The sequence below is a fragment of the Facklamia sp. P13069 genome (assembly GCF_050409405.1).
Classification (GTDB): domain Bacteria; phylum Bacillota; class Bacilli; order Lactobacillales; family Aerococcaceae; genus Facklamia.
Window position 1 is genome coordinate 1 of record NZ_JBNUPN010000003.1, and the last position, 14,333, is coordinate 14,333.

Sequence of the window (14,333 nt, forward strand, 5' to 3'; positions counted from 1 at the left end):
TAAAACGAGGCGATTGGCTAAGCAAAATAGCTAATATGCATGGGATTACGGTTGCGCAATTGAAGTCTTGGAATAATCTAAGAAGTGACTTAATTCATCCAGGCAATGTTTTGATTGTGGCAAAAGGTGAAGCATCAAGTCCAGCACCAACACCAGAAAAGCCGGCTGAACCAACACCAGAAAAACCAAGCACACCGACAGTAAGCAAAACTTATACGGTAAAACGAGGCGATTGGCTAAGCAAAATAGCTAATATGCATGGGATTACGGTTGCACAATTGAAGTCTTGGAATAATTTAAAATCAAATTATATTTACACAGGGGATATTTTATATGTTTCTCAACCAAATTTAACATCGAATCTGAATCCCTCCAAGCCAGATAGTAATACTCAAGTTGCAGTAAAAACTTATGTCGTTCAAAATGGCGATTCTTTATATTCAGTCGCTAAAAAATTTGGAGTCTCTGTTTCCAATTTAAAGAAATGGAATGAAATGACTTCCAATACTCTTTATGCTGGATATACTTTAATAGTGAATAATGCCCAACCTGCCTCTCCGATTGTACAAATTGAAGATCAAGGTAAACAATATAGGGAAAATCAATCAGTAAAGCATACACCTTATGAGTACAGTTACCACATTGTTCAAGAGGGAGATAGTATAGAAACAATTTCTTGGCAGCATGAAATGAAAGTTAGCGAATTGAAAAAAATTAATAATTTAACTTCTAATCGCTTAAGTGTCGGTCAAAAAATTCTTATTTCTAAAGTCCCAACTCAAGAAAAAGTTAATGTTGAACCGAATGAGGTAAGTAATGCCAATGTTGAGCGTTTATTAGATATTGCAAGAAGTTATCTGGGAGTTCCTAAATACTCACCCGAACATCGTGCGTTAGTCGATGCTTATAATCGGATTTATCCAAAACCGGTTGGTTACAGCTTGACGTATGATGATGATTGGTGTGATGCTTTTGTAACTCACATCGCAGATGAGGCCGGCCTTTCTCACTTAACTGGGCGAGAAGTAGGTGTTGAACGTCATAAAAACATTGTGAAGAATAAAGGAATTTGGATGGGGCTTACCAAGCCCAAGGCTGGAGATATTGTCTTCTTCAACTGGGATGGTTATCGTAACGGTTGGGGGCATCATATTGGAATCGTAGAGTCTTATAATAATGGATTAATTACAACTTTCGAAGGAAATACCAGAGTGAATGATTCCAAACTAATGGTCGCTCGCAAAGAGTTTGCATGGGATAGTATCTACATTCAAGGTTATGGACGTCCACGTTATTAAACATAAACTATTAAAAAGGTTGAACGTTGATAGACGTCCAACCTTTTTTACTTTGAATGACTATTATTACAATCTTTGAGAAGCTATTAAGATTATATTTCAATTTTAGATATATGTTTCTTCATTTATAATTGAATTGCAAAACATTCAATTAAATTATAAATGAAGAACTCCTAATGAAAGGTAATTTGTTGAAATCAAGTATAATAACTATTTCTATGTCAGCACTTGCTGCCGTTTCAGTCTCAAGTCTTGCGCCCAACAATTCCATCTATGCTCAAGAAAGCAATGTTTTATACGGAGCTACACAGTAAAAGCGGGTGATGCCAAATATCGCATTGCAATTAACCATGGCATGACGATGGATGAATTGGAAGAGTAAAATGGCTTAATAAGTAATTTAATCCATCCAGGTGATGTCTTAAAGGTACGCATTAAAGACAAGAAAGAACTTGAAAATAATCCAGTAGAAGAAGCAGAGACTAAAAACCTAGAGGATAATTCGAGACCTTTAGCTGATGAAATTGCAACAATCGGTCAATCAATAATCTGTGTATCTAAGGCGAAAACCTATATTGTTCGTCGAGGTGATCGGTTAGGCAAAATAGCTAATATGCACGCTTTATCATGATCGCTCTGTAGATGTCCCAAGATATTCAACTCTACCATATCATACCAATGAAAAGATCGTTGAAGGCAAGCGCTTAGCTGATAGTATTCAGAACTCATTAGTAGCTACAATTGGGGGGCTAGCTAGTCAAGGAATACACCCTCAAAACCTTCACGTGACACCTACTACAGACATGCCTGCAGCTTTAGTGGATCTTGGCTTTATGGATAATCCTACCGAATTGAAAAAAACTGACTGATTCCGTTTATCAAGCTAAATTAGTTGAGGGATTGATTAATGGTATTAATACTTACTTTAATGACTAAATAAAAATAAGACTTTGCAAATCATATTTGATTTTGCGAAGTCTTTTTATTTTAAAAACCACCTGAATTTTCAGGTGGTTCTCTTTTTAAATTATTTATGACTAATTCCAGGACTTGTCATTTTTTCTGGAGCTAAAATACTTTCTAATTCTTCTTCATCTAGTATCTCTTCAGATAAGATGATATCTCTAACACGTTCATTGTTATTGAGTGCCCGTTTGGCAATTTCGGCAGCCTTCTGATAGCCAATATGAGGTACTAGGGCAGTAATCGTTCCGACACTTTGATCAACAAGTTCTTGACAACGTTCAGGATTAGCAGTGATGTCGGCAATACAATTATCAATAAAGGTCGCAATGCCATTTTGAAGAATTTTAATTGACTCAAAGAGTGAATAGAAAATGACAGGTTCAAAGGCATTCAATTCCAATTGTCCAGCCTCGACTGACATGGCGATTGTAGTGTCATTACCAACAACTCGATAAGCAATTTGACTCACTACTTCAGGAATAACAGGGTTTACCTTACCTGGCATAATAGAAGAGCCGTTTTGCTTTTTAGGTAGGTTAATTTCGTTAAAACCTGTTTTTGGTCCTGAAGACATCAAACGTAAGTCGTTAGCAATTTTTGAAAGACTAAGAGCGAATGTTCTTAGAACACCTGAAACAGCTGAAAACGAATCAATGTGCTGTGTGCCATCTACTAAGTCTTCGCTTTGTTGTAATGAAAGGTCGGTAATTTCAGCTAGAGTAGGAACAATTTGTTCGACATATTCCACATCCGCATTCAAACCAGTCCCAATAGCAGTTGCTCCCATGTTTACTACTAACATCTCTTCAATTACTTGAGTAAGTCTTTGATGAGAGCGACGCACTGCGCTGGCATAGGCTTTAAATTCTTGTCCTAAACGAATTGGGATGGCATCTTGCATTTGAGTACGGCCCATTTTGATGACATCGTTAAATTCTGAGGACTTTTTAGTAAGTGTTTTTTCTAAACGCTCTATTTCTTTAAGAAGGCCTTGAGATAGTTGATAAATCGTCAATTTACCTGCAGTTGGGATGACATCATTGGTAGATTGGCCATAATTCACATGGTCATTAGGGTGAACAGGATTATATTTACCTTTTTCTTTGCCTAGGATTTCATTGGCGCGATTCGCAACAACTTCGTTAATATTCATATTCATAGAAGTCCCTGCGCCACCTTGGATAGGGTCTACAATAAATTCTTGGTCTAATTCGCCTGTAAGAACTTCCTCACAAGCTTTAATGATTGCTTGCATAATTTCTTCACTGATAAGTCCCAGCTTACCATTTGTCATGGCGGAAGCTTTCTTAATATAAGCCAGGCTTTGGATAAAAATAGGATCTAGTAATTGTCCAGTAATAGGGAAATTTTCTTTTGCTCGGATAGACTGAACACCATAATAGGCAGTTTCCGGCACTTGATGAGAACCAATCGAATCATATTCTTCTCTAAATTCCTTGTTTTCAGAGTTTTTCATGGAATGCCTCCTAAAGTATTAGTATTTCTTGTTCATTATATAATGAAAGGGCTTTAACTTCAACATGGATTGAGTTATACTGGATATAACATAAATTTTATAAAGGGGTGCGGTAATGTTTCATGGAAAAGAATATGTTATGACCGTTTTTGAAGAGCAATCCTTTTCAAAAGCATCAGAACGTCTATTTGTCTCTCAACCCTCACTAAGTGCAAATGTTAAGCGGATTGAGAAACGTTTGGGTCATGATATCTTTGATCGATCCACTATACCGATCAAATTAACCGAATTTGGGGTGGAGTATATTCGTAATGCCAAGGAAATCCAACGAATAGAAGAAGATTTTCAGCAATATATTTCGAAGGTCGATAATTTACAGTATGGACGCATTGCTATTGGGGGAACAAGCCTCTTTGCTTCAATGATTTTACCCAAGTTAATGGCTAAGTTTAATGAGATTTATCCTGAAATTCAAATTGATTTATTTGAAGAAACATCAAGTAAACTAATCGCTTTATTGCACGAAGGAGAAATTGATTTACTACTTGATAACACTTTTTTAGATAGTCGTTACTATGATCATTATCAGTTTGTAACGGAATCTTTACTCTTAGCGGTTCCCGAAAAGTTTGAAGTGAATGACTTATTACAGGATTATCAGCTAAGTCTAGAAGTAATTAAAGCGCATGCTTCAGATTCTCTCAGTCTCCCGCTAAAATATTTGAAGGAATTTAAGGATGCACCCTTTGCTTTTTTGAAAGTAACCAATGATACTGGAGCTAGAGCAAGAACAATTTGTCAAGAAGCTCACTTTATTCCTAATATCGCTTTTGAAGTAGAGCAGCAATTAACGGCGTATAATATTTCTTCATCAGGTATCGCCGTTTCCTTCATTGGAGAAGCCTTGATCCAACATATTAGTCATACTGACCAAGTTAAATACTATCGTTTAGAGAGTGAAAATGCTAAACGACCGGTTAATTTCTATTGGAAGAGAGACCGCTATCAATCAAAAGCCGTCACTGCTTTTTTAGATATTTTGAGGGAAAAGTAAAATATTTTTTGTAAAGGGTTTCATTTTAGAACTTAGAGTGTATAATTGGTGATATAAGCTAAATGTTATATATTTTAAAAGGAGGAAGGCTTGTGAAAGTTAGAATTGAGCATGATTCGCTTGGAGAAATTCAGGTTCCAGCAGATAGGTATTGGGGGGCAGTGACGCAGCGATCTTATCAAAATTTTGAGATTGGTAGTGAAAAAATGCCTCGGGATGTTATTTGCGCCATTGCTTTAGTTAAAAAAGCGGCCGCAACTGCCAACCAGGCTTTAGGCGTACTCGATCAAGAACGCTCAGAACTGATTCAGCAGGTTTGTAACGAAATTTTAGCAGGCGATTTAGATGAACATTTCCCATTAATTGTTTGGCAAACAGGCTCAGGCACTCAATCTAATATGAATGTCAATGAAGTAGTTGCCAATCGTGGAAACGAGCTTGTAGGTAAACAATTACTTCATCCAAATGATCATGTCAATAAGTCTCAGTCTTCGAATGATGTTTTTCCAACAGCCATGCATTTGGCCGCATTAGTAAAAATCCATTCGCAATTGTTTCCAGTACTAGATCATATCATGGATACTTTAAGCATGATGGAAGAAAAGTACCGCCATGTTGTTAAAAATGGAAGAACCCACTTACAGGATGCTACACCCGTTACCTTTGGACAAGAAGTCAGCGGGTGGTTGTCATCGATTAAACAATCCAAAAGGATGATTGACTTAAGTTTACAACCTCTTTATGAAGTGGCATTAGGGGGAACAGCAGTCGGAACAGGCCTCAACACACCAGAAGGTTATGCTGAAAAAGTAGCACAAGTCTTAGCTGAAATAACGGATTTACCAATAGTTACTTCATCAAATAAATTTCATTCTCTAGCGAGCAAAGACGAATTAGTCTTTACACATGGGGCACTAGCAGCCTTGGCAAGCGATATGATGAAAATCGCTAATGACGTCCGTTGGCTAGCTTCCGGACCACGCAGTGGTATTGGGGAGATTACTTTACCAACCAATGAACCGGGCTCTTCTATCATGCCTGGAAAAGTGAATCCCACTCAATGTGAAGCATTAACAATGGTGGCAGCTCAAGTGATGGCTAATGATAGTTTAATGAGCTTGGCTAATTCACAAGGGAACTTTGAATTGAATGTCTATATGCCAGTGATGATTTATAACTTTATTCAATCCGTTCAATTGTTATCTGATGCGATTGCTTCATTTGATCATAAGTGTTTAGTAGGAATTGAAGTGAATGAAGGTCGTATGAAAGAACTAGTTGATCAATCGCTTATGCTTGTGACTAAGTTAAATACACATATCGGTTATGAGAAAGCGGCTGAGATTGCTAAAAAAGCTTTCAAAGAAGACACTACACTTAAAGAAGCCTGCTTAGCTCTAGGCTATCTAGAAGCAGAAGAGTTTGATCGTTTAGTTGATCCGTCTACAATGGTCTAATTAGAAAGGAAGTTAAAATGGATATTTTTGAAAAATCTTTAAAATTACATTATGATGTAGCTGGTAAAATTGAAGTAAATAGTCGTGTGAATATCGACACAGCTGAAGATTTATCTTTAGCTTACTCTCCAGGAGTAGCTGAACCTTGTCGTGTGATAGCTAAAGATTATGAAGAATCTTTTAAATTAACGCGTCGTAACAATCTAGTAGCAGTTGTAACAAATGGGACAGCGGTTTTAGGTTTGGGAGATATTGGTCCAGCAGCTGGCATGCCAGTCATGGAAGGCAAATGTGCCCTATTCAAACGCTTTGCCGATGTGGACGCTTTCCCAATATGTGTGGATAGCAAAAACGTTGATGAAATCGTTGATACAATCGCTATGATTTCTAAAAGTTTTGGCGGGATTAATCTTGAAGATATCTCAGCACCCACTTGTTTTGAGATTGAAGCTAAGCTAAAAGAACGCACTGACATTCCTGTTTTCCACGACGATCAACACGGTACAGCTATTGTAACAGCAGCAGCTTTGATTAATGCTATTAAACTAACCAAAAAACCTATGGGTAAATTGAAAATGGTTATTAACGGTGCAGGAGCGGCAGGAATTGCCATTGCCAAATTATTAATTCAAATGAATTTTGGCGAAATCATTATGGTAGATCGTAAAGGGATTATTTGTGATGGGAATCCAGATTTAGATCCAGCAAAAGCAGCTATTGCAAAATTGACAAATTCTAGTAAAATGCAAGGTGAACTAGCGGATGCATTGAAAGGAGCAGATGTCTTAATTGGCGTTTCTGCCCCAGATGTTGTGAGTAAAGAAATGGTAAAATCTATGAATGAACCATTAATTTTTGCTATGGCAAATCCGGTTCCTGAAATTATGCCTGAAGATGCAATCGCAGCAGGTGCTAAAGTAGTTGGAACGGGCAGATCAGATTACCCAAATCAAATTAATAATGTTTTAGCTTTTCCAGGAATATTTAAAGGAGCTTTATCAGTGCGTGCAAAAGAAATTACTGATAAAATGAAGGAAAGAGCAGCTATCGCAATTGCAGAAATGGTAGCTGAAGAAGACTTACGCCCGGACAATATCATTGTCTCACCCCTAGCGGATGGAGTGGCAGATGCTGTAGCTAAAGCTGTAGCAGATTGTGCAGTTGAAGAAGGTGTCGCTAGAATTTAGGGGTTCGTTTAATAAATCAAAGGAGTCGGTTAGCACCCTGCTGATTGACTCTTTTACTTATAGGAGTGTTTAAGATTGAAGCAAAAGATTAATAACAGGGATTTTCTAACGCATGGCCCTATGTGGAAAGTTATCTTAACAATTTCGGCCCCCTTAATGATTAATAATTTGGTACGTACCTTTTATACTGTGGCAGACGGTTTATTTTTGGCTCAACTTTCCGCTGAGGATTTTGCAGCCTCTGCTTTTTCGTGGCCTTTAAACTTTTTTTTTATTTCACTAGGCATGGGAATAGGAGTAGCAGCCACAGCTCTTTTATCAAACTTTTTAGGGTCTAAACAGTATGAACGAGTTCAAGTATATGTAGATAATACCTTGCTGTTGACATTAAGTCTGGGTATTGTTCTTGCTTTCTTAGGTTATCTAGCAACTCCTTGGATGCTGTCAGTTATGGGCGGAAGCGGAAGTTTTTTAGACAAATCAATTATTTATTTTAAAATAAGTTTTATTGGTCTTGCCTTTGATTTTGCTTACTTCACCTACCAGGCCATCTTAAATGCTCAAGGGAACACCAAAATTATGACGGCTATTTCTGCTATTTCGATGACAATCAATATTATATTAGATCCTATATTTATTTATGACAAAGTCCCAATACTTAATATTCCTGGTTTAGGTTGGGGAATAGCAGGTGCTGCTTGGGCTACTGTTGTATCTAAGATTGTATTAATTGTGCTAGCTATTTATGTGGTTAGCCAACAATCTAGAATTCAACCTCAATTGAAGGGGATTCGCTTTGATTGGCCAACCAGTCAACATATTATGAAATTGGCTTTACCATCTTTCTTAGGTTATGGGGGGTCTTCATTAGGATTTACGGTTATGAACGCTTTGATTACCTCATACGGAACAAATACACTGGCAGCTTTTTCTATGGTTAATCGTATTTCAGATATTGTGATGCAACCGCAAATGGGAGTAGGGATGGCACTTACTTCAATCGTTGGTCAAAATATGGGAGCCAAACTCTATACTCGCGCCAATCAAATTTTTAAACGAGCTATTATTTTCATTTTGTTTATGTCGGTAATCTCTTCTGCTTTGATGATTCTTTTCCAACAACCGATTTTAAGTATCTTCATTAAAGAATCAGCAGATAGCGACCTCTGGATGCAAGCCAAAGAGTACCTAGCTTATACAGCTTTCATTATTTTCTTTATGGGTTTATTTGCTGCCCTCAATGGTTTTTTCCAAGGCTGTGGTCAAACCAAATATTCTATGTTAATGACCTTGGGACGTTTATGGTTTATCCGTGTACCAATTGTCATGTACCTGCGTTACTTTACAGACTTAGGATCGACAGGTATTTGGATTTCTATGCTGGTTTCTAATATGTTGATTGTAGTATGGGGCTTCTATATCTATCGTAAAAAAGATTGGAAGACCTTGGTACAAAGGCAGATAGGTTAGTCTAAAAACTTAAGCAAAAATTAAAAGTGTAGGTGAAATTTTCACCTACACTTTTAATTTTTAATTATATCAGGCCATGCATCTGAATGAGTTGAACAATTTTTTGATAAGAGGCTATATCTGCTGCAGTTGCATAATTCTTACCCAAATCAAACTTTAAACAAGTTTCTTTACAGTTAGCAAAGATATCAGACATAATTGCTTGTAGTTTGTGATCGACATCTTCAAAAGACCACTGGAGACGCATTGCGTTTTGTGACATTTCTAAACCAGAAACAACCACTCCTCCCGCATTAGCTGCTTTAGCTGGAGCCCAAATAAAATCTTTACTCTGGTTGAACACCTCAATAGCTTCCGACATGCATGGCATATTGGCACCTTCAGCTAAAAAACGCACACCATTAGCGATTAAGTTTCTGGCTTGATGAGCATTTATTTCATTTTGTGTGGCACAAGGTAGGGCAATATCTGCTGCAATTTGACGCGACCAGATTGAGTCTTGTGAATAAGAAGCATGAGGGAACTCTTGAGTGTAAATAGATAGGTCTTTCTTATGGTGCGCAAGAATATCTTCTAAGTGATTAATATTGATGCCTCTTGGATCATAAAGTGATCCTTGACTGTTGGATACAGCTAATACCATTCCACCTAATTGCATAACCTTTTTGATAGCATTTAAACCAACATTTCCAAGCCCTGAGATCATAAAGCGTTTTTGTGATATTTGTTCCTTCTCTTCATTTAACATGGCTTGAAGGAAATAGATGAGACCGTACCCAGTGGCTTCTTCTCGACCAAGTGATCCATTAGCCAAGATAGGTTTTCCAGTCAAGCTTCCTAGCTCAACCCCCTTAAGGCGTTTATATTGGCCATACATATAACCAATTTCACGCTTTCCAACGCCGATATCACCGGCAGGAACATCTATTTTTTCATTAATATGTTTAGCTAGTTCAGTCATATAGGATTGACAAAAGCGCATAATCTCTTGATCAGATTTACCACGTGTTGAAAAATCACTTCCTCCTTTACCACCTCCCATAGGTAGACCAGTCAGGGCATTTTTCAAAGTCTGTTCGAAAGCCAAAAATTTCATTACACTCTCATTAACTTGTGTATCAAAACGTAAGCCTCCTTTGTAGGGGCCAAGTAAAGAAGAATGCTGGATACGATACCCCCAGTTTACATGGACTTGACCTTGGTCATCTTGCCAAGGGACTCGGAATTTAATGATTCTTTCCGGTGTAACCATACGCTCAAGTATCGCTTCTTTTTCTAGACTTTCATCTTGTTCAACTAGGGGCTCGATGGCGGATAAAAACGCTTTAACTGCCTGCAGATACTCGACTTGTTCACTGAATTTTGCTTGAAGATCATCATAAACATATTTCACATAGGGGTTTTTAAACATAATTGAGCTCCTAACTTATATTTTGAAATAAGTATAACATATAGAACAAAAGTTTAAGAGCAACCATCATGTTTGAGATCAATATAAGGTAAGTAAATTTATTTAGCGTTTATGCTAAAATATAAAAGTAATTGAAAAGAGAAAAAAGGGATGAGAATAATAAATAAGAAAAATTATTCATATATTTTAGAGGGTCTAATTTTATCAGCGCTGGGCATAGCTCTCTTGCTGTTTAAGCTAAAAATTGCAAATATACTTTTAAATGGTCTAGCTATAATCATCTTAATAATTGGAGGGGTAGATTTTCTGGCGTATCTATTGGGTCGTATATTTAATAACTCATCAAACGAGAGGTTTTCACCACCAAGAATAAGTCTAGGGCAGATTATTTTTGCATGCGGACTCTTGACTAATTCGCCCAATTTTTATTTATGGATGGTGCGTTGCATAGGAATTTATCAGTTATTATTGGCTCTCTTAAATTTCTTTTCTTATTACCTAATGTTTAAAGATAAGGCCTTTGAGCGTTATCAACGTTTAGCTTTTGCAATTGCGAATTTTATATTTGCTATTGATAGTATTTTAATAATGAATCAGGGTTATCCTGCTTTGCTTCGTTTGGGTATCTACCTTATTTTTCTTGGAATCAGCTATCTATATGATGGGGGCTTTAACCTACTTGATCTTGAAAAGCAGCATATTTGGCGAAGAAGTCTACGCCTACCCTTGCCAGTGCTCTTTTCAGCTTTGTTTCCTCAGAAGTTAATTAGAAAAGTAGATGAAATACTGATAGACACGACCCAAGATATTGAATCCGATTATAGAGCGTCACTTTTGGCTAATGAAAATGACTTGCCAAAGCAAGAAGACAATTTAATTACTATCCAAATACCTGTTGGAAAATCAACATTTGATAGGGTGGGTCATATGAACATTGCATATAAAGATACTGTTTATTTTTATGGCAATCAAGATGATGACACTAGAAATTTGTTGGATACAAGTGGAGAAGGTGTCTTGGCCTTAATTGATCGTTCAGAATATCTATCCTTTTCATTAAAAAATCGTCTGACGATTGTAGAATATGATATCGCGCTTTCTAAACAACAAGCCCAGCAGTTAGAGGAAAAGTTGAATGGCATTAAAGAAAAAACAATTAATTGGCATCCTCAATCCAAGACAGTCCTAAATTCTTTTGTAGGAAAATTGATGCGTCAAACTAAATATACAAAATTTTATAAATTCAAAGAAGGGCAATTTCAAACATATTTTGTTTTTTGGACAAATTGTGTTTTATTTTCTGATGATATTATTAAGGAAATAGGGTTGGCTCTTTCCCCTTTGGTTGGAATCCAAACGCCAGGGACTTATTATGATTTCTTGGAAAGAGAATACCAGAAAGAAAAATCAATTATTTTAGAGCGAAGAGTTTACAATCGAGCTTTAGGAAATTATTTATCAAAGCTAGAATTATCAGCGGCTAAAAAGGGAAATTAAAATTGTAAAGGGATTTTCACTTTTCAAAGAGAATAGTATGGATACTTTACCCAGACATGAAACTTTCCTATAATAAGGCTATTGAATTGTAAAAGAGGGTAGAGAATGAAACGTAGTGATTTAAAAAATGCAAAACGAATTATTATTAAGTTAGGAACAAACACAATATTGTCCGATGAAGGGATTAATTTCACTAAATTAGATCGCTTAGCTTATGTCTGTGCTAGTTTGATCCAAGAAGGTAAAGAAGTTGTCATTGTTTCCTCGGGAGCTATTGGTGTAGGGAGTATGGACTTAAATGAAGCCAATTATCCAACTACCATTGCAGACCAACAAGCAGCTTCAGCTGTCGGTCAGACGTTATTAATGGGACACTATTCTCGCTTCTTTAAATATTATGGCGTGAATGTCGGCCAAATTCTTTTAACACGAGATGTAGTTGATTATCCTCAATCGCTACAAAATGTTCAAGTAGCCATGGATACCTTATTAAGACGAAAAATTGTCCCCGTTATTAATGAAAACGATGCGGTAGCAGTTGAGGAGTTAAATCATCAAACCAAGTTTGGTGATAATGACACCTTATCTGCTATTGTAGCTAAAATTACAGATGCTGATCTTTTAATTATTCTTTCAGATGTTGATGGTTTATATGACTCAAACCCACAACAAAACCCTCATGCTCAGTTAATTGATCAAGTGACTGAAATCACACAAGAAATTCAGCAAATGGCAATGGGAAAAGGCTCAGAATTTTCAACTGGAGGTATGGCTACTAAATTGAATGCAGCCGAGGTCATCTTTACTACCGATTCATCCTTAGTCATTACCTCAGGAGCCGATCCTTCGATAATTTTTGATATTCTAAAAGGTAAAAGTATTGGAACTTTTTTCCATCGGAAAGGGGATAAATAAAATGGCAACATCGATCGAATTATTAACCATTGGAAAAAGAGCAAAAGAAAGCTTTGAAAAATTACGTAAGTTAAGCAGTCAAGCGAGAAACCAAGCTTTATTAGCTATGGCTCAATCTTTAGAGGAAAAGCAAGAAAGTATTTTAGAGCAAAATATTCAAGATGTGGAGAACGCGCGTGCGGATGGCATGGTAGCTGCCATGATCGAGCGATTAACCCTAGATGAAAAGCGTTTTGCATCAATGGTAGCAGGTATTCGAAAAATAGCTCAGTTAGCAGATCCATTAGCTAACACACGCAAGCAATGGGTGAATGAATTGGGCTTGCGCATTAGTCAAAGACCTGTCCCACTAGGTGTAATTGGCATTATTTATGAATCACGTCCCGATGTGACAGCGAATGCTTCTGGTTTATGTCTAAAAGCAGGAAATGCTGTTATTTTACGAGGAGGTAAAGAAGCCATCGCCACCAACCGAGCAATCGTTGAAGCCATTCAAGCAGGCCTTGAAATGGCTGGCTTATCTAGGTACTGTGTTCAGTTAATGACAGACCCTGATCGACAGTTAGTTACTCAACTCATGCAAATGAATCATTATGTTGACTGCTTAATACCAAGAGGAGGAGCAGGTTTAATTCAAAATGTGGTGAAAAATGCCACTGTTCCTGTTATAGAAACGGGAGTAGGCAATGTCCATATTTATATACATGAAAAAGCAGACTTTAAAATGGCTCAGACGATTGTTGTCAATGCTAAAACACAACGTCCTTCTGTATGTAATGCTGTTGAGACAATCGTTGTTGATGAGGCTTTCGCTAAGGCTTACTTACCACAAATAGGAAATGCCTTGTTTGATGCCAATGTTCAAATCTTAGGAGATGAGCAAACACGTGACTTATTGCCATATTCCGTACAGGTTAGTGAGGAAGATTATGAGACAGAGTTCTTAGATTTAGTAGTGGCAATAAAAATTGTAAAAAATTATGACCAAGCGATTGACCATATCAGCCGTTTTTCAACTGGACACTCCGAAGCTATTATTACGCAAGACTATTCAGTGGCGCAAGATTTTATGAATGATGTCGATTCGGCAGCTGTTTATGTAAATGCTTCGACGCGTTTTACGGATGGTGAAGTCTTCGGATTCGGAGGAGAAATTGGTATCTCAACTCAAAAACTTCATGCCAGAGGGCCTATGGGATTAGAGGCTCTGACTACTTACAAATACCTCATTGAAGGTTCTGGTCAAATTAGAGAATAAAACAAGGGGCTGGGACAAAAGCCTTGAATAATTAAAGAAAGTCCGGTCAACGATATAATCGTTAATCGGACTTTTTCTTTAACAATATAAACAAAGAAAGCGTTTCCTGCTGTAATCGTAGTAATCACAAAGCCATTTAGGAGGGGCTTTCTATCTAGCAACAGTATACTATGAATCAAACTTGCTTGCTACTGGAAATGGATTGTTTATTCCCTGAAAATCATAGTGTTTAGGCGGATTCATGAGGTAGTCAAACAGATTCAATCTGAGATTCAGCAGCTCTTAAGTGAAGAAATTGAAACGCTTAACTGAGCGATTGAATCGCAAACTGTTGCCGGAGCGG

Annotated in this window: 11 protein-coding genes and 1 pseudogene; 10 read left to right on the top strand and 2 right to left on the bottom strand. The window is 37.1% G+C overall.

All coding sequences use genetic code 11. The features are described 5' to 3' along the window. From ACQV2T_RS01305 to ACQV2T_RS01315, 3 genes and pseudogenes are all read left to right on the top strand, one after another. Positions 1-1,298 (top strand): LysM peptidoglycan-binding domain-containing protein (locus tag ACQV2T_RS01305; protein ID WP_428893140.1); only part of this gene is annotated, 1,298 nt, incomplete at its 5' end. Positions 1,299-1,599: 301 nt separating this feature from the next. Next, positions 1,600-1,680: pseudogene (locus ACQV2T_RS01310) on the top strand (LysM peptidoglycan-binding domain-containing protein); the annotation flags it as partial. Positions 1,681-2,014: 334 nt separating this feature from the next. Next, positions 2,015-2,167: an N-acetylmuramoyl-L-alanine amidase gene (locus ACQV2T_RS01315; RefSeq protein WP_428874479.1), complete on the top strand. Its 153-nt coding sequence runs from the start codon at positions 2,015-2,017 to the stop codon at positions 2,165-2,167. Between the two features lie 158 nt (positions 2,168-2,325). Here the strand turns inward: ACQV2T_RS01315 and ACQV2T_RS01320 are convergent, their stop codons facing one another. Next, a complete protein-coding gene (locus ACQV2T_RS01320; protein ID WP_428874470.1) occupies positions 2,326-3,741 on the bottom strand; it encodes an aspartate ammonia-lyase in 1,416 nt (471 codons plus the stop codon). Between the two features lie 115 nt (positions 3,742-3,856). Between ACQV2T_RS01320 and ACQV2T_RS01325 the strand changes: the two genes are divergently transcribed. The 4 genes from ACQV2T_RS01325 to ACQV2T_RS01340 all read left to right on the top strand — a co-directional run bounded on the left by ACQV2T_RS01325 (position 3,857) and on the right by ACQV2T_RS01340 (position 8,909). Next, positions 3,857-4,795, top strand: coding sequence for a LysR family transcriptional regulator (locus ACQV2T_RS01325; protein ID WP_428874471.1), 939 nt, complete (start codon positions 3,857-3,859; stop codon positions 4,793-4,795). Between the two features lie 92 nt (positions 4,796-4,887). Then, positions 4,888-6,252, top strand: coding sequence for a class II fumarate hydratase (gene fumC / locus ACQV2T_RS01330; protein ID WP_428874472.1), 1,365 nt, complete (start codon positions 4,888-4,890; stop codon positions 6,250-6,252). Between the two features lie 17 nt (positions 6,253-6,269). Continuing rightward, on the top strand, positions 6,270-7,439 hold the full coding sequence (locus ACQV2T_RS01335; RefSeq protein WP_428874473.1) for an NAD(P)-dependent malic enzyme: 1,170 nt from the start codon (positions 6,270-6,272) through the stop codon (positions 7,437-7,439). 75 nt (positions 7,440-7,514) lie between these two features. Further along, complete coding sequence (locus ACQV2T_RS01340; protein WP_428875008.1) at positions 7,515-8,909, top strand: MATE family efflux transporter; 1,395 nt, start codon at positions 7,515-7,517, stop codon at positions 8,907-8,909. Positions 8,910-8,973: 64 nt separating this feature from the next. Here the strand turns inward: ACQV2T_RS01340 and gdhA are convergent, their stop codons facing one another. Continuing rightward, positions 8,974-10,320: an NADP-specific glutamate dehydrogenase gene (gdhA, locus tag ACQV2T_RS01345; protein WP_428874475.1), complete on the bottom strand. Its 1,347-nt coding sequence runs from the start codon at positions 10,318-10,320 to the stop codon at positions 8,974-8,976. A 501-nt stretch (positions 10,321-10,821) separates the two neighbouring features. Between gdhA and ACQV2T_RS01350 the strand changes: the two genes are divergently transcribed. From ACQV2T_RS01350 to ACQV2T_RS01360, 3 genes are all read left to right on the top strand, one after another. After that, positions 10,822-11,817 (top strand): DUF308 domain-containing protein, encoded by a 996-nt coding sequence (locus ACQV2T_RS01350; protein WP_428882330.1) that lies wholly within the window; start codon positions 10,822-10,824, stop codon positions 11,815-11,817. Positions 11,818-11,922: 105 nt separating this feature from the next. Continuing rightward, entirely contained in the window at positions 11,923-12,732 is an 810-nt protein-coding gene (gene proB, locus ACQV2T_RS01355; protein WP_428874477.1) for a glutamate 5-kinase, read from the top strand. Between the two features lies 1 nt (position 12,733). Then, a complete protein-coding gene (locus ACQV2T_RS01360; RefSeq protein ID WP_428893141.1) occupies positions 12,734-13,990 on the top strand; it encodes a glutamate-5-semialdehyde dehydrogenase in 1,257 nt (418 codons plus the stop codon). The last annotated feature ends 343 nt before the right edge of the window (positions 13,991-14,333 follow it).